The organism is Sporosarcina sp. YIM B06819, from assembly GCF_033485175.1.
Lineage (GTDB): Bacteria > Bacillota > Bacilli > Bacillales_A > Planococcaceae > Sporosarcina.
Genome location: NZ_JAWLIQ010000011.1, coordinates 18,212 through 40,284, shown reverse-complemented (window position 1 = coordinate 40,284; position 22,073 = coordinate 18,212). Strand labels below are relative to the sequence as shown.

Genomic DNA, 22,073 nt, shown 5'->3' with positions numbered 1-22,073 from the left:
TATACCTCCAAGGAGTGTCGGCATTGATTAACGAGCAAACTATACGTGAATTGTTAGGGCAGTTGAAAGATCCGTTTTTACATAAAACGCTTGAAGAAACGCAGGGTATTACCGAAGTATCCATCAAGCCGGAGAAAAACCATGTAAGCGTGAAAGTAGCGATTGCAAAAGTGAACACGGCGGAACAAATGCCGCTTCAGATGAAGGTTGTTGAGCTATTGAAAGGTGCAGGAGCAGCTTCTGTTGGTATCCGTTTTGAGGAGTTATCGAAAGAAGTGCTTGAACAATTCCGTGGAACAGCGACGGAGGCGGAAGCACAGGATCTGCTATCTCCATTGAGCAGTGTTGATTTTATTTCCATCGCATCTGGTAAAGGTGGGGTTGGTAAATCAACTGTGTCGGTCAACCTTGCAGTAGCGCTTGCGCGTCAGGGGAAAAAAGTTGGACTCATCGATGCGGATATTTATGGCTTCAGTGTGCCAGATATGATGGGTGTTACGGAATTACCAGTCGTTCGTGACAATCGGATTATTCCAGTTGAGCGTCTTGGTGTAAAAGTGATTTCGATGGGCTTTTTCGTTGAAGATAATGCGCCTGTTGTATGGCGTGGGCCAATGCTTGGAAAAGCGCTTGACCAATTCTTCCGTGATGTCGAGTGGGGCGAATTAGACTATCTCCTACTGGATCTACCACCTGGTACAGGAGATGTTGCGCTTGATATCCATCAAATGATTCCGACATCGAAGGAAATCGTTGTCACGACTCCGCACCCAACGGCCGCTTTTGTTGCAGCACGTGCAGGGGCGATGGCGCTTCAGACAGACCATGAACTACTCGGTGTCATTGAAAACATGTCTTGGTTCCAATCAAAAACGTCTGGTGAACGCGAATTTGTCTTTGGTCAAGGTGGCGGCGTTAAGCTAGCGGAAGAACTTCGTACAGAGTTACTTGGACAGATTCCACTAGGGCAACCTGATTGGAATGATGAAGATTTTGCGCCATCAGTTTATGCGGATGACCATCCGATTGGGCAAATCTATGCGGGTATTGCAGAAAATATTATTAAAAAAACAGCGAAATAATGACTGGGTAAAGCGGAGAGGGCTATTTGCCTCCTCCGCTTCCTTTGCTTTCATCTGGCTTCTTACCGCCACCACCCTCACTTTCCACCGGTTTGACCTCCCCAGCTTTCAAAATGAGCTCCTGCCATTTCGTTTGCAAAAGTGGGCTACTAATAGTCTCCTCGACAACCTTTTCAAGATGTTTTTTCATATTCCCTGACTGCATAACTGTTTCCAACTGTTTCTGCATATCAGGCTGGCCGAAAAATTCCTCCATTTCTTTTTGGAATGAAGAATCATCCATTAGCAACTTCATGATATCTTGCTGTTGTTCTTTCATGCTTTTGGCAATGGTTTCTGTGAATTTGGGATCTTCAAAGGTCTTTTTCCAAAAGTCTTCACCTTTCTTTGATAATAAGGTATCTTCAATTGATTTTTTTACTTCGGGTTGATCCAAAATAAGAAGCTCTTTAAATTCGGGGTCTGCTAACATTTGTTTGACGGCTTTTTTACCGTCTTCTGTTTGCAATGCGTCCGTCACCATCTTTTTTAGTTCGTCATATGTCGGACCGGATTGTTGTACCCCGCACCCGGTTAACAGCAAGAGCAGTAACAATACATGAAAACACTTTTTTTTCATGGAAACCAATTCCCTTCCACAAGTATTTTCATTTATTGTTCACATAATAACGTGGAATATGCATCAGACGTGTAAGTAAATAGATTTTTTGTCGAAACGTTGTTACACTATTGGGAGCACTAAAAAACGGAGGATTATTGTTGTGACAATACGAAATTGGGTAAAATTCTTTTTTAATGCATTACTAATCGGGGGCATTGTAACAGCGGTGATGGGATTGATTGTCCGCTGGGAATTCTTCTCGCAATATTTGACAGACGGTGAGATATGGCAATTCATGGGCGCTTTGCTCTGGATGGTATTCCTCGGATTCACGATGAGTGTCGTTGCACAAATGGGTTTTTTTGCTTATTTAACAATCCATCAATTTGGCGTCAATATGTTTAAGACATTGACGTTATGGAATTGGGTTCAGTTATTAATCATAGCCGTTGTGTTATTTGACCTCATCTTCTTCAGATTCCGTCTGACTTCTGGTGAGACAGGACGGACGTTACTGTATCTTATTTTACTGGCATCACTTGTCGGTGTGTCCGCTATAACCGCTTATTTTAAGGCGAAATGGACGAAGAAACATACGCTAATTTCAGCGTTATTTTTCATGATTGTCGTGACAACACTTGAATGGTTACCTGCATTGATGGTGCGTTCAGGTAATATCGATTCATGGGTGACGATTTTGCTCTTCCCGCTACTTGCGGTGAATGCTTACCAACTCTTAGCGCTTCCAAAGTACAACAGGCAGTCTGATGAAGATAAGCTGAAGCTGGAAGAACGCAGAAAAGCACGTAAGAAAGTTGCAACAGCTTCTAAAGCGAAATAAAAACAGCGCAGTTTTGCCAGAAGTGGCTGGACTGTGCTGTTTTTTTTCTATTCGGGTATTTTTTTCACTTTCACAGTGGTCTTGAACAGCATATCTTCAACTGATGTAAACGTTCGATTCTTATATAACTTGTTTAATTCAGCAAATTTGATATGATCGCCACGGTGATGTGGAATAGAAAGGATTTCTCCTTCTGTGACAGGTGGAGAATCACCGCCACGCCAAACGACGGAAGAACCAAGCGCATTGACTTCTGCTTCCCAAAGCAGCGTATGTAAGGAATGAGGAAATACTTCGTCAATCGTGCGGAACCACAGTGGCTTCATGCCGAAAATATCTTCAAATCGCTCAAGTTGATTGGTGAAAAGTGGTTTGTTTTGTTCATAAGCGATACCATTATCGCCAAGAAGTCCAACTGGGATATTTTTCTCCTGAATGAGTCGCACGGTTTCTGGGAAGCGTTCAGCCCAATCCATCTCTACAAATAGCAGCGGATATGGTTTTTTTACTTCCCTGATCCACCGTTCTACTTCAACGTCTCCGAATGAAATATTGACAGTCAGTGCCGATCCACTTGTACCACGAACGATGACAGCCGGTTCCTCTGTTAAGCGGAAGACGCTAGTAAGCGAAGCTGGCTCGGGTAATGAGGGTAAAAGTAGGAACAATCCAAGGCATGCCGTGAAGATGACGAAGTATTTGTTACGCATATGGTGTCCGTTGCCCCCCTTGTACATAATCTACTGTAATTTATGTAAGTCTGTTGACTGATATGCAAAAGGTGTGCTATTATGTAAAAGTTGTCGAAGGGAATAAAAACTTTTTTAAAAAAAGCCTTGAAAAAGAATTTATTCTTGTTATAATGGAATTTGTCATGAAGGACATGCAACAAAAAAATAATTATTATTCCGCAGTAGCTCAGTGGTAGAGCAATCGGCTGTTAACCGATCGGTCGTAGGTTCGAGTCCTACCTGCGGAGCCATCTTGCTTCCATAGCTCAGTAGGTAGAGTGCTTCCATGGTAAGGAAGAGGTCACCGGTTCAAATCCGGTTGGAAGCTCCAGAGAGCGTCTTTATTAAGGCCCCTTGGTCAAGCGGTTAAGACACCGCCCTTTCACGGCGGTAACACGGGTTCGAATCCCGTAGGGGTCACCAATAAAACTTTTTCAATACGTAGTATTGAAAATAGCATATCTTAATAATTTTAACCTGGTGGGGTAGCGAAGTGGCTAAACGCGGCGGACTGTAAATCCGCTCCCTCAGGGTTCGGCGGTTCGAATCCGTCCCCCACCACCAAGTTTTTTTTAACACGAAGTGTTGAAAAGAAACATCCATATTCTAAACAAGTAGCATTAAAAATAGTTATCCTAAATTTAACCCTTGGGGTATAGCCAAGCGGTAAGGCAACGGACTTTGACTCCGTCATTCGTTGGTTCGAATCCAGCTACCCCAGCCATTTTCTGTTTTAGTTTTACCTTTACCTAACCATGTTTATTACAATAAGTTCGACCAAACCCTTTTCAAAAATGAATTGGGTTTTTTTATATTGTAAACTGTACGAAAGTTCCTTAATAGAGACAATATAGACAAGCTTATCATAGCGCAAAAGTAGGTCTGTTTATAGTAAACTAGTAGGAAAGTAAATCCTTAGTTTATTGTGAATTCGTTTGAAATTAATGTATTGAAAAATCCATAGTTGCTTAGTGAGGGGTGATTATATGCAGGAGGATTATGAAATGATACAAGAACTTATTCGCCATGGTGCTAATCATAGCGAGATCAAAATACTTAGGGATATTGCGCAAGCACTGGATCAGTCTGCAATTGTAGCTATTACAGACCGTACAGGGAAAATTATATATGCCAACGAGATGTTTACGAAAATATCACAATACAGTATGGAAGAATTGCTTGGTGCCAATCATCGGCTAATCAATTCTGGTTATCATCTCCCGGGGTTTTTTCAAGAAATGTGGGCCACGATTAGCCGGGGAAAGATGTGGCGTGGAGAAATCTATAATAAAGCAAAAGATGGCTCCTTCTATTGGGTAGATACAACAATCGTTCCATTCTTAAACGATAAAGGAAATCCTTATGAATATATATCGATTCGGTACGATATTACGCCGCGTAAAGAGTCAGAGCGAATGACCCACGAACTGATCTATTATGATCAGCTGACAAATTTACCAAACAGGATTTCTATTCGGAAAATGCTGCATGAAGAAATAGCGAGGTCAACTGATGCTGGCAAAAATCTAGCTTTTGTTTTTCTGAATATCGATCGCTTTCGTTATGTGAATGATTCATTTGGCCATGAGGCTGGTGATTATGTGTTAACTGTTATTGCAAAAAGACTGAAGGATAAGTTGCAAGGGAAGCATATGATTGGCAGGCTGTCAGGGGACGAGTTTGCGTTGCTATTAAAAAATATACGTAACGCAGAACATGCTGAACAAATCACACAGGAAGTGAAACAATACCTAGAGGAACCGATTGAATTGATGGGGCAGTCCCATATACCATCGGTGAGTTTTGGGATTGCTCTTTGCCCTGAACATGCAACTAAGCCATCAGAGTTAGTCATGAAAGCGGAAAAAGCGCTAGGTAGCGCGAAGTCTCATGGCGGCAGTGGTTTTGAGATGTATCGACATGGTACGGCTACCAAAACGTTAGAACGAATTTTGTTGGAAAATGAGTTGAGGAAAAGTGTGCAGCTGGGGCATTTTAATTTAGATTATCAACCGAAGTTGAATTTGTCGACGGGTGAGTTGACTGGAGTTGAAGCGCTTGTCAGATGGAATCACCCTGATTTAGGAAGGATACCACCTGATCGATTCATTCCGGTGGCGGAAGAAACGAAAATTATTCTTCCTCTTGGGGAGTGGGTTTTGCGCGAAGCTTGTCGTCAGGCTAAAAAGTGGCAGGATAGTGGTTATCAGCCATTTCGGACAGCTGTTAATATGTCTGCTGTCCAACTGGAAGAGCCAACAATTCTCAAAACGATTCAAGCGATCCTCGGTGAAACAGGGGTCGCAGCAGATTTGATTGAAATCGAATTGACTGAAAGTGCTTTTGCGGATAGAAAAGGTATGCGGGAGACTGTAGGTAAAATAAGGGATCTCGGTATTACGGTATCGATTGACGATTTCGGAACTGGTTATAGTACATTTAGCTATATTCAGGAGCTTCCCGCTGATATATTGAAAATTGATATGTCCTTTATTCGAGAGATACATGAGAATGAAGATAGCCGAGCAATTGTTGAAGCGATTGTGACCTTGGCGGATATAGTGGGCTTGAAGGTGATTGCAGAAGGCGTTGAGTATGGAGAGCAAGTCGCTATTTTGAATGAACTAGGCTGCCGCGAGGGGCAAGGTTATTATTATAGTAAGCCGGTATCCCCAAAAGATTGCGAAACCTTTATGAAAAAATGAATAAATATTCAGATACTTGTCGAGTTGAGTCAAAGCCTCTCAAAGACTTACAATAGAGATATTGTGAAGGGGAGGTATTTAATTATGGAGAAACTAGCTATTTCAATTATTGGGGTACCGCTTGATTTTGGACAAAGTCGCCGTGGGGTGGATATGGGGCCGAGTGCCATTCGTTATGCGGGCGCGGTCGGAAGAATCGAAGCGATCGGCCATCAAGTGAGCGATGAAGGGGATATCCCAGTAGGTGTTGTAGAGCGCAAAGAGCCAAGCGATTCGAAACTGAAAAATTTGGATGAAGTCATTCAAGCGAACACGGCACTTGCGGTGAAGGTAGCGGAAGTTGTAGAGGCAGGCAGATTCCCACTAGTGTTAGGTGGAGATCACAGCATTGCTATCGGAACACTGGCAGGTCTTTCTGATAAATACAGCAACCTTGGCGTCATTTGGTACGATGCACATGCCGATTTGAATACAGCAGAGACATCGCCATCGGGCAATATTCATGGTATGCCGCTTGCCGTTAGTATCGGTCTAGGTCATGAAAGTCTAGTGAACTTATATAGTGAAAAACAGAAGATCAAGCCGGAGAATGTGATTATTATCGGAGCGCGTTCCGTTGATCCGGGTGAACGTCAATTGATCAAAGAACAAGGTATTAAAGTCTACACAATGCATGAAATCGATCGTGATGGCATGACAGCAGTTATGGAAGATGCGATTGCTTATTTACGTTTGCGGAATGTCGACGGTGTGCACTTGTCCCTGGACCTTGATGGGCTTGACCCGTTATATACACCGGGAGTTGGAACGCCGGTACCAGGCGGCATCAGTTACAGAGAAAGTCATCTGGCAATGGAGATGTTGGAAGACTCTGGGATGATTACTTCGGCTGAATTTGTGGAAGTAAATCCGATCTTGGATGAAAAAAACAAAACAGCAGATGTTGCAGTCGGTTTAATGGGCTCATTATTTGGAGAGAAATTACTATAATTCTATGAATGCCAAGGAGAAAATTATTTCTTCTTGGCATTTGTTCATTCCAATACATAGGCTCTTTTGTGAATTAAAACTATTCTGGAAAGAGAGGGGAAAACATCCAACATTTCTGGTAAAATAAACTTAACGAAAAAAAATGAAACCTGTCGCTATCTTCATACGTATAGAAGAGACAGCCGCATAGAGCGGAGGATGAATGCATAGTGGATGAATTGGTTAATAAACGAGTGAATGAAGTCTTGAAAGGTCATCAGGATGCGTTTGAAGAAATTGTGACCCTATTTCAGCATCGTCTGTACCAAGTGTGTTACAGGATGCTTGGAAATGCGCAGGAGGCGGAAGATATCGCCCAAGAAGCATTTGTACGTGCCTATACGAATATCCATACGTACGACCAAAACCGGAAATTTTCAACATGGCTGTTTCGGATTGCGACCAATTTATGTATCGATCGCATTCGAAAAAAGAAACCGGATTATTATCTTGATGCAGAAGTGCCGGGTACAGAAGGTTTGAATATGTACTCGCAAATCGCATCGCCCGGTGAATTACCGGAAGAACAAGTGGAAAAGATGGAAATGCAGGAACGAATTCATTATGAAATAGGTAGGCTTCCAGATAAATACCGTTCAGTAATTATTCTAAGGTATATCGAGGAATTGCCATTGCAAGAAATTGGTGATATTTTAAACTTGCCATTAGGCACTGTAAAGACCCGCGTCCATCGAGGGCGGGAAGCACTGCGCAAACAGATGAGTAATGTGTAGGAGGGAAAAGGTATGAATACGTGTCCGGAACAAATCGTTCATTATATGCACGCGTATTTAGACGGTGACATAAGTCGCGATGAAGAACGAGAATTGAAGAGGCATTTGGAAAGCTGTCAGCAGTGTAAGGAAATCATGAATGGACTAACCGAGTCTATTGCATTTATAGGTAGCGCTGTTCAAATACAAGCACCGAATAACTTCGTGAATGGCGTCATGGCGCGTTTGCCGAAGGAGAAGTCCCAAGCAGGCTTCCAACGTTGGCTACGCAAGCATCCATTTTTTGCGGCTGCTGCGATGTTTGTCATTCTGATGAGTGCCTCGCTCTTTTCTAGTTATGGCAACGATCAGCAATTTTCAGTAACGAAGCAACCTAACCTCATTGTTGAAGGGCAAACGGTACTGGTGCCGGAAGGTGAAACCGTGAAAGGGGACATCGTTGTTAAAAATGGCACATTGCGAATTGAAGGACAAGTGGACGGTAATGTCACGGTCATTCGAGGTTCTAAATACATGGCGTCAACCGCAATTGTAACAGGCCAAATTAAGGAGGTTGACAAATTATTTGATTGGCTTTGGTATAAAATGAAGAAAACAGTAACAGACATTTTCCCAGCTTCGGTAAAAGAGGAGCCGGTTGTAGAGTAAAAAAAGCGACTGATGCGAACCGCTAACAAGCGCGCAATCAGTCGTTTTTACTTGCTCTTAACAGGGAGGAATGAATTTCAATTCCTCCCTGTTAAAGCCTCCGGCGGATGTCACAGATTTTGAAGAGAGTTAAGGAAGGCAACCTAAGTTCGCCGCGTCCTGCGGCAATGGTTGCATGACCTGCATCATGCAGGCCTCAGGCTCAATTCAAAATCTGGACGCAAACACGCCGAGGTATGTTTGATGGGAGCGTAGTTCGGTACTATTATGATATACTTATACGCATATGACATTGTGTAAGAAGGTAGGCGAAGCACATGCCCAAATGGGGAGAATTAATCGATTTAAGTCCAGTCGCGGCACTCGTTAATATAGTGGATGTGTTACTCGTCTGGTTTGTTTTTTATCAACTGATGAAGATTATTAAAGGAACAAAAGCAGTCCAGTTGTTAAAAGGGATTTTCGTCATCATTATTGTTCGTTTTCTAACAGATGTATTCAGTCTCGATACGCTCCGATTTTTATTGGATCAAGTACTGCCTTTTGGTGTGTTAGTGATTGTCATTATCTTCCAGCCTGAGCTTAGACGTGCACTGGAACAACTGGGTAGAGGGCGTCTATTCGCTAGAACGAATGTACAGGAAGAAGAAGAAAGAAACCGGCTCATGGAAGCGATAACGAAATCAGTAAGCTATATGGCGAAGCGTCGTATTGGAGCACTCATTTCAATTGAACGAGAAACCGGCTTAAGTGAATATATTGAAACGGGTATCCCGTTACGTGCAGACATAACATCTGAACTACTTATTAATATCTTTATCCCCAATACACCGCTTCATGACGGTGCAGTAATTCTGCAAAAAAATCAGATTGCTGCGGCAGGATGCTACTTGCCCTTGTCAGAGAGTTCGTTTATTTCAAAAGAGCTTGGAACGCGGCATAGAGCTGCGATTGGACTGAGTGAGGTCACAGATGCGATTACGGTGATAGTGTCAGAAGAAACCGGTGCTGTTAGTATTACAGCAGCTGGGGATTTAGACAGAAATTTGAGCATGGAGGAATTTGAAACACGGTTACGTAGGGTATGGTTTGGTTCAACGCCCGAGCAGGTTGATCATTCAATCTGGAAGTGGAGGAGAAAAAATGGATAAATTAATGGATACCCCATGGTTTCTTCGACTCACAGCCTTGTTTCTTGCAATCGTTATGTTCGTATCTGTCAAGATGTCAGTAGAGAATAATACTGTCGGTGATGCGCAGGATGTGATCCGTGACATTCCGGTAGATGTCTTTTATGACAATGAAAATCTAGTTGTAACAGGTGTACCAGAAAAGGTGGATATGACGATTGATGGACCGGCAAATATGGTACAGTCGACAAAGCTGTTGAAAGATTTCACCTTGAAGGTGGATTTAAGAGATTTACCGTTGGGGCGACATACGGTTCGTATCAAGTCTGAAAATATTTCCGAAAAGTTGCGGGTACGAATAGATCCAGCAACGATTGATGTTGTCATTGAAGAAAAAATTACACAGACGTTCCGAGTGGATCCGGAGTTAAATGAGCGTTTGTTGGCTGAGGATTTCCATGTTGGGAAAATGGATGTCATTCCGCAAACCATCGAAGTGACTGGTGCGAAGAGTGTCATTGAAGCGATTAGTTTTGTGAAAGCGTCTGTCACAGGCGAAAAGGGCATTAATAAGTCATTTGAACAGAAGGCGAGAGTCCGGGTGCTCGATCGGGACTTGACGAAACTGAATGTGACGATTGTTCCAGAGCAGGTAACTGTCAAAGTTGAAGTTGCTGAATATTATAAAGAAGTACCACTCGTATTGAAAGGGCGCGGCGTACCAAGTGCGGATGTCACCATCGATTCGATTACAGCAGAGGAGAAAACGATTCGTCTATCGGGACCGCGTAAAGTGCTGGATCTCATTTCGGAATTCAGCGCTGATGTGGATGTGTCTGAGGTGAAGGGACCAGGAACGTTGGATGTTGAGTTAAAAAAACCAAAAGGTGTTTCACAAATGTCTTTGAATAAAATCAAAGTGAAAATAGAGGCGACTGTGTCTGATACCGTTTCAGATTCAGATGTCAGTGTAGATATAGAAGAAACCAACCCGGACATGCCGGTTGATGGCGAGCAAATTGCAACGAAAGAATTTCAAAATGTCCCGATTGTGGTAAAAGGGCTTGATGAAAAATTCAATAGTTCGTTTATGAAACCGACAGACGGTTTAGTTGTGCTTACTGTTACGGCAGAACAAACTGTGATTGATGCGTTAAAGCAATCTGATTTTATGGTTTACATCGATGCATCAGGGACGATGGATGAGGGAGAAAAGGTTCTTCTCGTGTCGGTAGAAGGTCCTCCGGATGTAAGGTGGAAACTTTCAGATGGTGAAGTAACGATGCAAATTGAACTTGCCTGAGGATTCAACTGAATGTACAGGATTGAAAGGGAGAATGGAAATGACAAAGTATTTCGGGACAGATGGTGTCCGTGGAGTTGCAAATATGGAATTGACGCCGGAGCTCGCTTTTAAGCTCGGTAGAATGGGTGGCCATGTGTTAACGAAAGAAGCGCAAGGCAAGTCACAAGTACTTGTCGGTAGAGATACACGTATCTCGGGTCATATGCTTGAAAGTGCCTTGATTGCGGGACTTTTATCGACAGGGATCGAAGTGATGACGCTTGGGGTTATCAGTACACCGGGTGTTGCTTACTTAACGCGGGTCATGAATGCACAGGCTGGTGTTATGATTTCAGCTTCGCATAATCCAGTTGAAGACAATGGCATCAAATTTTTCGGTGCTGATGGCTACAAACTGACGGATGAGCAGGAAGAGGAAATTGAGCAACTGTTAAACGCACAGGAAGACCTATTACCGCGTCCAACTGGCGCGGGTGTTGGCTCCATTACTGAATACTTTGAAGGCGGCCATAAATATATTCAATACCTAAAACAGACAGTCGATGAGGAATTCACAGGTATTCATGTGGCACTTGACTGTGCGCATGGTGCGACATCACCATTAGCCACACATCTATTTGCAGATTTGGATGCAGACCTGTCAACGATGGGGGCTTCACCAAATGGCTTGAACATCAACAATGGTGTTGGCTCGACTCATCCTGAGGAATTAGGTAAATTCGTTGTTGAAAAAGGTGCTCATATCGGCTTGGCATTTGACGGTGATGGCGATCGTTTGATCGCGGTCGATGAGAACGGTAAAGTCGTAGATGGCGATCAGATTATGTACATCATTGCCCGTCATCTTCACTCGGAAGGACGATTGAAATCGAGTACAGTTGTTTCAACAATCATGAGTAACTTGGGCTTTTACAAAGCACTTGAAAAATATGATATTAAAAGTGTAGCAACAGCTGTCGGTGATCGTTATGTTGTAGAGGAAATGAGGAAAAATAATTATAATGTAGGTGGCGAACAATCGGGCCATATTATTTTCCTTGATTATAATACAACGGGGGATGGTCTACTGACAGGCTTGCAACTCATTAATATAATGAAACGCACAGGACGAAAATTATCTGATCTTGCCAGTGAAATGACGATTTATCCACAAAGATTGGTTAATATTCGCGTAACGGATAAAAATGCAGTAACAGACAATGTGCGAGTGGCGGAAGTCATTGCGGAAGCTGAACAGGAAATGGCTGGAGAGGGTCGTGTGCTCGTTCGTCCTTCTGGTACTGAGCCACTTGTCCGCGTCATGGTAGAAGCGTCAACGGAAGAGAATTGTGAACGTCTCGTTGAACGGATTGCGGATGTTGTTCGGGTAGAGATGGGACTGGAATAATAGACAAATTATAGATCGAAGATGCCGGGAATGAGGGCATCTTCGTTTTTTTTGTTAGTGAGGTAGGCGCTCGAAGCGCTAAAAAATACCCATACCACTCCGGTGTCCAGTTACTGACACCATTCGTGTCCTTCCGCGAATTGGGGCAGCAACTGGCACGTTCAATGGAATAAAAATGCACTAACCACACCGAGTTCAGTGGGATTAGTGCATTCCAGTATACATTGAATTCAATATCTTTTTTGAAATTTATTTCGTATAACGATAGCTGTCGAATTTAGGATAAGCAAAGCAACGAGTAGGACGATGATTGTTGCAGCTGCTAGGTTCGCATATTCCGCAACGAGTGAGGAATCGAGTGTCCAATAATAGATTTGCATCGGTAGTACGGTAAAGCGATCGAAAATGCCTCCTGGGAAAGGTAGTAATAACGCAGGAATTCCGATAACGACTAATGGTGCTGTTTCGCCGATTGCTCGTGATAGTGAAAGAATGGCACCTGTTAGGATGCCAGGTAGTGCAACAGGCAAGATGACTGTTTTAATCGTTTGCCACTTCGTAGCGCCCATACCGTAAGAAGCTTCGCTTAAATGGTTGGGTACCGCACGAATGGCTTCTTGACTAGCAACAATGACGATTGGCAAAATGAGCAGCGCCATTGTTAAACCGCCTGCAAGTACAATATTGCCGAAATGTAGGGCTCTGACGAAAACGGTTAAGCCTAAAATCCCGTAAACAATGGATGGAACGCCTGCTAAGTTTGCAATATTTGTTTGAATGAATCCCTGTAGTCGCCCTTTTTTCGCGTACAGTTCCAAGTAAAGTGCTGTTCCAACGCCTAAGAATAGCGTGACAGGGACAACGACGAACATTAACCAGGCCGTACCGAGAATAGCACCCATAATGCCGGCACGTTCAGGTCGTGTAGATAGTTTTCCAGTGAGGAAATCCATATTGATCCAGCCAATCCCTTGGGATACGACACGATAGAGTAAGATGGACAGGACAACGAGACCAAAGAGTGTGGATAATAGAAAGATGAATTTAGCCACATTATTCAGTAGTATTCTAGCATTCATTCTCCGTATAGTGCCGCCGTAATTCACTTGCTCCATGTTAATATTCCTCCCTAAATTTACGAGAAACGGCTCTTGCAATGACATTCATCAGTAATGTAAAGACAAAGAGTGTCATGGCAACTGCGTAAAGACTATAGTAAACAGTCGACCCAGCAGCCGCATCTCCGCCAGTTACTTCAACGATATAAGCAGTCATCGTTTGCATAGACTGTGTGATGTCAAACGTGAAGTTTTTCGTACTGCCACTTGCAATGGTGACAATCATTGTTTCACCAATGGCCCGTGATATACCTAGTACGAAGGAGGCAATGATACCTGATAAGGCGGCAGGAATGACGACTTTTCTTGTCACTTCTAGCTTAGTAGAACCTAATCCAAGTGCACCTTCACGCATTGCTTGCGGAACGGAGCTCATCGCATCTTCTGATAAGGAAGCGATCATCGGAATAATCATAACGCCCATGACGATACCAGGACTTAATATATTTGTTGCTTGTAGGCTGGGAATTAATTCACGCAATAGGGGTGTGACGAAAGTGAAGGCAAAGAAACCATAGACAATCGTCGGGATACCCGCCAGAATTTCTAAAAGTGGTTTAACAACTTTTCTTACACGATCTGATGCGTATTCACTTAAATAGATGGCTGTCATTAGGCCGACAGGTACAGCAACAACCATGGCGATAAGTGATGATGTGATGGTTCCCATGATGAGGGGAAGCACGCCAAATTCAGGCGTCTGGCTTAACGGTTTAAGTACAGTACCCGTGAAAAAGTCGACAAATGGTACACGTTTGAAAAACTCAATCGTTTCAGATAGTAATGTATAGATAATCCCGATCGTTGTTAAAATCGATATGGATGCGATTAATAAAAGAAAGAAGGGAATCGATTTTTCGAACAGGTCTTTGAAATTTCTCGATTGTCTTTTTTGTTCCATTAATTCTCGGATGTTAAGCTCATTGTTGTTTGTGGGCATTGTGCAAAGCACTCCTTCTACCGCGTATAAGTGATAAGAAGAAGGAGGCTGGTATAGTACTAGCGCCCTTCTTCTTTTGGTGTATTATTTTAAGCCGTTTAAGAAATCGACGTTGGCTTTTGCTTCTGCTTCAGGAATCGGTGCGAAGCCTGTTTCGCCTGCAAACTTATTGACATTGTTCATGGCATAGATTGCGTAGTCTAGCACTTGTGGCTTGTCTTTAGCATTTTTTACATTCAAGTACGTGAAGACTGGACGTGTGAAGCCGGCATAGTCGCCATCTTCTGAGATTGTTTCAAGGGACGGTTCAACGGGACCGTTCCCGAAGTCTACATCTACTGCACCCAACTTATCTTGGTTGCTGACGTAGTAACCGAATCCGAAGAATGCAATCCCATTTTTGTCTTCAGATACTAAGTTTACAAGTGTTGAATAATCTTGTTGAAGATTGACAGTACTCACTAAATCTTGTTTATCAAGTATTTTTTCGTAGAAGAACTCATACGTACCATGGTTTTCGTTTGGCCCCATTGGTTTGATAGCTTCTGCAGGCCAAGCTGGGTTGATGTCAGACCATTTTTCGACTGCGCCATCAGCTTTAAAGATGCTGATGAGTTGTTCTGGTGTCATTTCAGTCGCCCAGTCATTGTCTTTGTTAATGACGAATGTTAAGCCGTCCAATGCTACTTTCAATTCTTTGACTTCCATACCAAGCTTATCTGCTTCGGCTGTTTCTTCTTCTTTGATTTGACGGGAAGCATCGTTGAAGTCTGTTCCATTGTCGATTAAGAACTTCTTGAAGCCAGCGCTTGTTCCCGCGCGGCTTACTTCAACCGATACATTTTCTTGTTCATTGACCATATATTCTTCAGCGATTTTAGCCATTAACGGGTAGACCGTTCCAGATCCATCGATGGTTACGCTACCTTCTAAATTTGCTGCTGCTTTTGCATTGCCTTTGTCTTCTTGCTCTGAATCCGTCCCACATGCTGCTGTGAGTACTGCAAGTGCAGCCACTACTAGGAACAAAAGATACTTTTTAAATGACATGTTAATTGTCCTCCCAAAACGGATTTTTTGTGAAAGATTTGCTCTTTCAATTGTTAGTATAAGGGGTGAATGTAAAGTGAGTATGATGAAAGTGTAAATGATTTGTAAACATTAAATTTTATTAATTAAAAAAGTCATCCTGGGGAAAGCAGGATGACTTGTATTAAATATTACTTTGAAATTCGCTTGGCGCTAGGGGATGCTTCCCGCGATAAGCCAGACAGAAGATCACTGTCAGTCTTATCGCTTCAGCTACCCCTGTAAGGCGCCTTCGCTGGATTGTAGTTAACATGTTCGTCAGTTCAATTATTATGGATAGAAATAATTACCCGAAACGGCCGTTAATGTAGTCGTTTGTTAATGGATCGGCTGGGTTGTTGAAGATGGTGGCCGTGCGATCACATTCGACGATTTCGCCATTGAGGAAAAAGGCGGTGCGATCTGAGATACGGGCAGCTTGTTGCATGTTGTGCGTGACGATGGCGATGGTGACGTCGTTTTTAATGGCGGCAATGAGTTCTTCGACTTTATGTGTCGAGACAGGATCGAGAGCCGATGTTGGTTCATCCATTAGAATGACTTCGGGGTCGACTGCAAGGCAACGGGCGATACAGAGACGTTGTTGCTGCCCGCCGGAAAGTCCGTAGGCGCTTTTGTGCAGACGATCTTTCACTTCATCCCACAGAGCGGCTTTGCGTAAGCTGTCTTCAACGACCATGTCGAGCATTGCTTTGTTGCGGATGCCGTGAATTTTTGGACCGAAAGCCACGTTTTCATAAATGGATTTCGGGAATGGATTCGGCTTTTGGAACACCATGCCGACTTTCGAGCGTAGCAATTCAACAGGCATTGCTTTGCCAAGAATGTTGTTACCTTGGAAAGTTAAGTTGCCTGAAATCGTGACGTCAGGTACAAGTTCTACCATTCGGTTCAATGTTTTTAAATATGTGGATTTCCCACAGCCTGAAGGGCCGATGATGGCGGTCACTTCTTTTTCATTGATAGAAAGATCTATATTTTTAAGTGCATGGGATGATCCATACCACAGGTTCAAGCCATTCGTTTCGTAGACGGGTTTGTGCCATTTTGTATTTTCCATAACGTGAAGTTTTACATCCTTTGTACGCTCTAATTGTAAGGTCATGAGTATCCTCCTCATTGATGTTGGAGCTCTATTTAGTCGAACTTATTGTTGTAAGTGCGCTTGCTTTACTTATCATAGCTTTGGAATGTTGAGGGAGTATGAAGGGAATGTTAAGAGTTTGTAAATGACAAAAGGACCTCGTTAAAGTGAGGTCCTTCCGATTTTATTCAAAAATATAGTGCAATGCCTTTATGGCTTGGTCGACGGTTTCGACGGTGGCGTGGGCTTTGCGGGATAGTTCTTTCAGTGCGTGGTGATGTGCTTCGCTTCGAATGAGGATGAGTGGTTTGCCGAATGCAACGGCCGCGCTGGCATCCATTGCGGTATTCCATTGTTTATATTGTTCGCCGAATAGGGCGATGACGATATCGGCTTTCTTCATTAAAACCTCTGTACGCAAATTATTGAAGTTGGATGCTGCGGCATCTTTGAAAATGGCACTAGGCTGCTTGCCTAAAATTTCTTCACCAATATTGTCGGAACGGTCATGATCTTCCATTGGCCCCACGAAGTCGATTGGTAAGTTGAGTGCTGCTATTTTCAGTTTCACTTCTTCACGCCATGAACTGTGAATTTCTCCTGCTAGGTAAACGGTTAATCGCATAATTATATACCTCCCTATGATTCACTTTCATTGTAGCAGAAAATTGTCTGAAAGTTTACAATAGCAGTAGAGATAGGGGGATTTGGGATGAAAACAGTATGGCATAACGGTAAGATGTATACGATGCAACAGGAAGGCGACCAAGTAGAAGCGTTGCTGACGGAAGATGGCAAGATCATTGCGATTGGAACGTATGAAGCGTTGAAGGGGCAAGCTGATGAGGCAATCGATTTAAACGGGGCAGTGTTGTATCCCGGATTCATCGATAGTCATATGCATATGATTGGTCATGGTGAGAAGTTGCTGAGTCTGGATTTATCCAAAGCAGCGTCTGCTGAACAGATGATGGACATGTTACTGGGAGCACACGAGGGATTAGCGGCGGACGAGTGGTTTATGGGGGAAGGGTGGAATGAAAATAATTTCCCTGATAAAAAGATTTTTACGCGTCAGGAATTGGATCAGGTGACGGTTTCGCCGATGGTGTTGAAACGGGCATGTCGACACGCGGTATTGGCGAATTCCAAAGCGCTGGAGCTTGCGGGCATTACGAAAGATACGCTAGACCCGGTAGATGGTGTCATTGTGCGGGATGAAAATGGTGAGCCTACAGGGTTTCTGAAGGAAGGTGCTATGGATGCGGTGCTGGCACTCATTCCAGAGCCGACCGAACAATCATTGACGCGTGCTTTACGAAAATCAGTTGATGATTTACTGTCATTTGGTTTAACGGGGGGAGTGACAGATGATCTTGGTTATTACGGCGATTACAGCAATCCTTTGCAAGCGTTCAAAAATGTTATTGGTCCGGAGAAGAAATTCCGTGCGCATTTGCTCCGGAGATCTACTGTTTTCAAGCAGTTGATGGAAGAAAAGGCGACGTATAGTGAGCCATGGATTGAGCCGGGTGAAATGAAGTTTTTCATCGACGGAGCGCTTGGTGGAAAAACGGCATTGCTGAGTGCGCCGTATGCGGATACACCTGAAACATCGGGTATGACGGTAGTGACTGATGAAGAAATCGATGCACTTGTGGCAATGGCACGGAAATATGGTCAGGCGATTGCTGTCCATGTCATCGGGGATGCTGCTGTGGAAAAAGCATTGGATGCTATTGAAAAACATCCTGTGCCTGAAGGGAAACGCGATCGCTTGATTCATGTCAATGTGTTGCGTGATGATTTGGTGGAACGTATGGCGCAGTTGCCGGTTATCCTGGATTTACAGCCTGTGTTTGTGTCGTCGGATTTTCCGTGGGTGATGGATCGATTAGGCGAGGACCGTCTTGATTGGGCGTATGCATGGAAAAAGCTGCTCGATCGCGGGTTTATTTGTGGTGGTGGATCGGATGCTCCGATTGAAGAGGTAGATCCATTGCTTGGTATTTATGCGGCCGTGGCACGTCGGAAACCAGGTGAAACGCACGCGGGCTATTTGGCGGATGAAAAGCTGAGCCGCTTTGAGGCGGTTGGCTTGTTTACAACGGGAAGTGCGGGGACTATTGGTAAGAAGGATGTGCGAGGGAAGTTAGCAGTGGGGTTTGACGCTGATTTTACTGTGCTGGATAGGGATTTATTTGTGGTGGATGTGGAAGAGATTGTTGGGGCAAGCGTTGTGATGACGGTTGTTGCGGGGGAAGTGATGTATCGAAGTGAGTGATTTTGGGCGGCGGCCGTGCGCGCAAAAGCAGTCTCTACCCGCGCAAAAATGCTATTTCGTGGTAAGTGAGATGAGATAATGACAATTAACGAAGTGAATTGTTGGATACAGCAAGAAATTGGCATTGCAGTTCAGTCTATGAAACGACTGCCGGGCAGTACATCTTCTATTCTTCATGAAGTGGTATCTGAAACATCAACAGTCGTGTTACGCCAGTTCGACAATGCCGAATGGCTTATGGAGGAACCTGATCTTGTCCAGCATGAGGCGGCGAGTCTCCGGAAAGCCTCGGCGAGCGGGCTTCCAGCGCCATTGCTCATTGCGTTTGATGAAACAGGCGAGGCAAGTGGGTTGCCGTCTATTCTGATGACGAAAGTTGGTGGGCAGGTTGAACTTTTACCGAGTGATTTTGTGAAGTGGACCGATGGATTGGCGAAAATACTAGCAATGATTCATCGTGTGGAAGCGGATGATTTCTCTTGGAAATATGCTTCCTATACGCATCGGGATGCAGTCCAACTCCCAGAATGGACAAAGAAATCAGCTGTATGGCAGTCGGCGTTTGAACGATTACAGGGAAAGATGCCAGCATTCCGTGAAACGTTCATTCACCGCGATTTTCATCCCGCGAATGTATTGTGGTTGGGTGATGAAGTGAGTGGCGTCGTCGATTGGCCAAATGCTTGCATTGGACCAGCGGGAATTGATGTGGGGCATTGCCGAGTGAATTTGGCGTTACTGTATAGCGTGGAGGTCGCAGATTTATTTTTGGAAGCCTATAAAAAGCATGCAGGCTCTTCATTTACCTACGATTTGTATTGGGATATTGTCTCGGCATTCGATTTCTTAGACGGGCCGCCTACTGTTTATAGTGGCTGGGAGGCTTTTGGTGTGACGGGGTTGACGGATGAGATGATGGAACAGCGGATGGATGCGTTTGTGGGGAGTTTGGTTTTGGAATGAAATATAGAATGGTAACTTTTATGTTTGCCATGCTAGTCGTTGCGATATTGACAATTTTTAAAACAACCTTCCAAAGGGGAGGTTGTTTTTTTAGTTATCTGGTCAATTCCTTTAAATTAGAGATTTCACTCTCCCCAATTTCATTTATTGCTGTTCCACCAATAAGGTTTCTATATTTACTCTTTCTCATTTCTTTATAAAGATGATTAGGAGACACGATTGTGTATTGAGTTTTGTCTAGTGGGTTTTGATTTAAGAATAATAAATAATTCCCCGTTTCGAGGTTTTCAGAGCTACCTTCCAATAAGTTGTACGTAGAGCTTCCTTGTTTAAACGAGATGGATCGACTAATAGTAAGTTCATCTCCAATAATAATTTCATCACTGGAATTATTAGTTACTACTTCTGTTACGATAAATTTATAAATATGTTCTGTGGTTAGTTTATCTGTAAGCTGTCTATCTAATTCTGTGAAACCTTCAGAAATTATTCCCTTTATAACTAAGTCGGAAGAATTAGCCAGGTCGTCAATACTTTCGAACATTACTGCGGAAGCTATACTTTTGGATTGATGAATTACATTGTCATTATAAATTTTATAAAGAGTAAAACCACCTATTGCTAAAATGAAAATAAGAGCCATTATTAATCTTTTTTTCATTGCTTTAAACCCCCAGTCTTCTATTAATATAGACCTGCCGAATTAGTAAAATTGTGTTGAGTCTATTGTACAATAACCTCACCCTCTTTATGTTAGACTAGAGCTAATAAGTGGATAACGAGTGGATGCATCAAAAAGAAGGGAAGATTACTCAATGAACGGACAAAATCGTGCAGATGTTAAACCAGGTTTAAAAGTAGCGGTCATTTTAAAGAAAGACCAACGAACAGGTGTGAAAACCGAGGGTGTCGTGAAGGATTTATTGACCAACTCAAGCTTTCACCCACATGGCATTAAAGTACGCCTTGAAGACGGACAGGTTGGACGGGTTTGTGACATATTGTAATGAAAAAAGATCCGAGGTGGATCTTTTTTTATGTTCTGCTAATTTGGAATATGTTTAGCAATCATCCTTTCAAGTGAATAAAACATGAAAATCCGCATGTTGCTGAATTTATCGATTGGAATTTGTCAGAGCAAGGGAAGGATATTATTTAGAAGCCGGGATATGTGTCGATCGTGGAATGAGGAAAGTGCGCATTTGACGACAATGGGAACTGTAAAAGAAATCCTCGCAGAACTTAATAATCCGCTATAATAGGATTATTAAGAAAATGGCGGTGGATTATGCGGAAATATATCGGCGAAATAGGACTCATTATTACAGCAATCATTTGGGGAAGTGGATTTGTAGCCAGTGCAATGTCATTGGAACATTACACGCCATATCAGCTTTTAGCAGGAAGATTTTTAATCGGCGTACTCATTTTATGTGCTTTATTTAATAAAAAGTTGAAGGATATTAAGAAAAGTACGCTTGTGAAAGGAACGATATTAGGACTATTTTTGTATGTGGCTTTTGTGCTTCAAACAGTAGGATTGCAATATACGACCCCTTCTAAAAATGCGTTTTTAACTGCAGTCAATGTCGTCATCGTTCCTTTCATCGGCTTTTTATTGTACAAGAGAAAAATCGATTTATTTGAAATGAGTGGGGCAGTGATTGCTTTGGTTGGCGTGGCAGTGTTATCGCTTAAATTATCGGCGGAAGTGAATGTCGGTGATTTGTTGACTTTATGTTGCGCGGTTGGATTTGCGTTCCATATTTTTTACACAGCCAAATTTGTTAAAGACGAGGATGCCGTTCTGCTGACAATCGTTCAAATGGCAGTGGCAGCAGTGATTAGCTGGATGGTTGTCATCTTCAAAGGAGAAACGTCGTTTTCAATGGAAACGGAAGGGCTATTGCCACTCCTTTACTTGGGATTATTCTCGACAACGATAGCCTACTTATTGCAAACCGTGGCTCAAAAATATATTACAGAAACTAAAGCGGCGATCATTTTATCGACAGAAGCCTTGTGGGGTATGGCCTTTTCGGTTGTGATTTTAAGTGAAGTGATGACGGCGAAAATGATTATTGGTGCAGTGCTGATTCTTGTGGCAATTGTTATATCTGAAACGAAGTTTGGGTTTTTGAAGAGGAAGAAAGTCAGTTTACAGTAATAGGCATTCATTTAATCATCTTGTTTTGTTGCTAAGAACACGTGTTTGGTTTAATGGGAGAATAATAGAATAGGGTTTTCAAGGGGGACAGCATCCCGATTCTTGTACCTGTCACGGTATATTCCGTATCACAAAAGAAATAATCCACCCTTGAGTTGAACGCTCCGGGTAGATTATTTCATCCTAGGACACTGATCCCTTTTCGGAACCAGTTAGTATAAGTACCGTATCGAT

Annotated in this window: 21 protein-coding genes and 5 tRNA genes; 18 read left to right on the top strand and 8 right to left on the bottom strand. The window is 43.1% G+C overall.

Features of this window, described 5'->3' with window-relative positions; translation table 11 throughout:
• The first annotated feature begins 23 nt into the window (after nt 1-23).
• Complete coding sequence (locus R2B72_RS08825) at nt 24-1,082, top strand: Mrp/NBP35 family ATP-binding protein (RefSeq protein ID WP_318616111.1); 1,059 nt, start codon at nt 24-26, stop codon at nt 1,080-1,082.
• Nucleotides 1,083-1,104: 22 nt separating this feature from the next.
• On the opposite strand, the gene gerD is transcribed toward R2B72_RS08825, so the two are convergent.
• On the bottom strand, nt 1,105-1,701 hold the full coding sequence (gene gerD, locus R2B72_RS08820) for a spore germination lipoprotein GerD (protein ID WP_318616109.1): 597 nt from the start codon (nt 1,699-1,701) through the stop codon (nt 1,105-1,107).
• A 142-nt stretch (nt 1,702-1,843) separates the two neighbouring features.
• Here gerD and R2B72_RS08815 point away from each other — a divergent pair, with 142 nt between their 5' ends.
• Nucleotides 1,844-2,524, top strand: a complete 681-nt coding sequence (locus tag R2B72_RS08815) for a KinB-signaling pathway activation protein (protein ID WP_318616108.1) — start codon at nt 1,844-1,846, stop codon at nt 2,522-2,524.
• Nucleotides 2,525-2,571: 47 nt separating this feature from the next.
• Here the strand turns inward: R2B72_RS08815 and R2B72_RS08810 are convergent, their stop codons facing one another.
• A complete protein-coding gene (locus R2B72_RS08810; RefSeq protein ID WP_318616107.1) occupies nt 2,572-3,234 on the bottom strand; it encodes a hypothetical protein in 663 nt (220 codons plus the stop codon).
• A gap of 197 nt (nt 3,235-3,431) precedes the next feature.
• Between R2B72_RS08810 and R2B72_RS08805 the strand changes: the two genes are divergently transcribed.
• The 12 genes from R2B72_RS08805 (at nt 3,432) to glmM (ending at nt 12,194) form a co-directional block, all read left to right on the top strand.
• Nucleotides 3,432-3,506 (top strand) — tRNA-Asn (locus tag R2B72_RS08805).
• 4 nt (nt 3,507-3,510) lie between these two features.
• A tRNA-Thr gene (locus R2B72_RS08800) sits at nt 3,511-3,586 on the top strand.
• Nucleotides 3,587-3,603: 17 nt separating this feature from the next.
• Nucleotides 3,604-3,678: transfer RNA gene (locus tag R2B72_RS08795), tRNA-Glu, on the top strand.
• Between the two features lie 56 nt (nt 3,679-3,734).
• Nucleotides 3,735-3,819, top strand: a tRNA-Tyr gene (locus tag R2B72_RS08790).
• An 85-nt stretch (nt 3,820-3,904) separates the two neighbouring features.
• Nucleotides 3,905-3,979 (top strand) — tRNA-Gln (locus tag R2B72_RS08785).
• A 280-nt stretch (nt 3,980-4,259) separates the two neighbouring features.
• Entirely contained in the window at nt 4,260-5,960 is a 1,701-nt protein-coding gene (locus R2B72_RS08780; protein WP_318616106.1) for a putative bifunctional diguanylate cyclase/phosphodiesterase, read from the top strand.
• A gap of 84 nt (nt 5,961-6,044) precedes the next feature.
• A complete protein-coding gene (gene rocF / locus R2B72_RS08775; RefSeq protein ID WP_318616104.1) occupies nt 6,045-6,950 on the top strand; it encodes an arginase in 906 nt (301 codons plus the stop codon).
• A 209-nt stretch (nt 6,951-7,159) separates the two neighbouring features.
• Entirely contained in the window at nt 7,160-7,723 is a 564-nt protein-coding gene (sigW, locus tag R2B72_RS08770) for an RNA polymerase sigma factor SigW (protein WP_318616103.1), read from the top strand.
• Between the two features lie 12 nt (nt 7,724-7,735).
• Nucleotides 7,736-8,371 (top strand): anti-sigma factor, encoded by a 636-nt coding sequence (locus R2B72_RS08765; protein ID WP_318616102.1) that lies wholly within the window; start codon nt 7,736-7,738, stop codon nt 8,369-8,371.
• 317 nt (nt 8,372-8,688) lie between these two features.
• Nucleotides 8,689-9,522, top strand: coding sequence for a diadenylate cyclase CdaA (gene cdaA / locus R2B72_RS08760; protein ID WP_318616101.1), 834 nt, complete (start codon nt 8,689-8,691; stop codon nt 9,520-9,522).
• Nucleotides 9,515-10,804: a YbbR-like domain-containing protein gene (locus R2B72_RS08755; RefSeq protein WP_318616100.1), complete on the top strand. Its 1,290-nt coding sequence runs from the start codon at nt 9,515-9,517 to the stop codon at nt 10,802-10,804. Before cdaA ends, R2B72_RS08755 begins: the two co-directional genes overlap by 8 nt.
• A gap of 40 nt (nt 10,805-10,844) precedes the next feature.
• Nucleotides 10,845-12,194, top strand: coding sequence for a phosphoglucosamine mutase (gene glmM, locus R2B72_RS08750; RefSeq protein WP_318616099.1), 1,350 nt, complete (start codon nt 10,845-10,847; stop codon nt 12,192-12,194).
• Nucleotides 12,195-12,424: 230 nt separating this feature from the next.
• On the opposite strand, the gene pstA is transcribed toward glmM, so the two are convergent.
• From pstA to R2B72_RS08725, 5 genes are all read right to left on the bottom strand, one after another.
• On the bottom strand, nt 12,425-13,309 hold the full coding sequence (gene pstA, locus R2B72_RS08745; RefSeq protein WP_318616098.1) for a phosphate ABC transporter permease PstA: 885 nt from the start codon (nt 13,307-13,309) through the stop codon (nt 12,425-12,427).
• A 1-nt stretch (nt 13,310) separates the two neighbouring features.
• Complete coding sequence (gene pstC / locus R2B72_RS08740) at nt 13,311-14,213, bottom strand: phosphate ABC transporter permease subunit PstC (RefSeq protein ID WP_412177816.1); 903 nt, start codon at nt 14,211-14,213, stop codon at nt 13,311-13,313.
• Nucleotides 14,214-14,336: 123 nt separating this feature from the next.
• The gene (locus R2B72_RS08735) at nt 14,337-15,302 is read right to left on the bottom strand and encodes a PstS family phosphate ABC transporter substrate-binding protein (RefSeq protein ID WP_318616096.1); all 966 of its coding nucleotides are present in this window, start codon (nt 15,300-15,302) and stop codon (nt 14,337-14,339) included.
• 325 nt (nt 15,303-15,627) lie between these two features.
• Entirely contained in the window at nt 15,628-16,401 is a 774-nt protein-coding gene (gene pstB / locus R2B72_RS08730; RefSeq protein WP_318616243.1) for a phosphate ABC transporter ATP-binding protein PstB, read from the bottom strand.
• Nucleotides 16,402-16,609: 208 nt separating this feature from the next.
• Nucleotides 16,610-17,050, bottom strand: a complete 441-nt coding sequence (locus tag R2B72_RS08725) for a YtoQ family protein (protein ID WP_318616095.1) — start codon at nt 17,048-17,050, stop codon at nt 16,610-16,612.
• 87 nt (nt 17,051-17,137) lie between these two features.
• Between R2B72_RS08725 and R2B72_RS08720 the strand changes: the two genes are divergently transcribed.
• The gene (locus tag R2B72_RS08720) at nt 17,138-18,709 is read left to right on the top strand and encodes an amidohydrolase (protein ID WP_318616094.1); all 1,572 of its coding nucleotides are present in this window, start codon (nt 17,138-17,140) and stop codon (nt 18,707-18,709) included.
• 78 nt (nt 18,710-18,787) lie between these two features.
• The gene (locus tag R2B72_RS08715; protein WP_318616093.1) at nt 18,788-19,672 is read left to right on the top strand and encodes an aminoglycoside phosphotransferase family protein; all 885 of its coding nucleotides are present in this window, start codon (nt 18,788-18,790) and stop codon (nt 19,670-19,672) included.
• A gap of 94 nt (nt 19,673-19,766) precedes the next feature.
• Here R2B72_RS08715 and R2B72_RS08710 read toward each other — a convergent pair whose 3' ends face one another.
• A complete protein-coding gene (locus R2B72_RS08710; RefSeq protein ID WP_318616092.1) occupies nt 19,767-20,333 on the bottom strand; it encodes a hypothetical protein in 567 nt (188 codons plus the stop codon).
• A gap of 154 nt (nt 20,334-20,487) precedes the next feature.
• On the opposite strand from R2B72_RS08710, the gene R2B72_RS08705 reads away from it, so the two are divergent.
• Entirely contained in the window at nt 20,488-20,679 is a 192-nt protein-coding gene (locus R2B72_RS08705) for a YwbE family protein (protein ID WP_203247923.1), read from the top strand.
• A gap of 281 nt (nt 20,680-20,960) precedes the next feature.
• Entirely contained in the window at nt 20,961-21,839 is an 879-nt protein-coding gene (locus R2B72_RS08700; RefSeq protein WP_318616091.1) for a DMT family transporter, read from the top strand.
• The last annotated feature ends 234 nt before the right edge of the window (nt 21,840-22,073 follow it).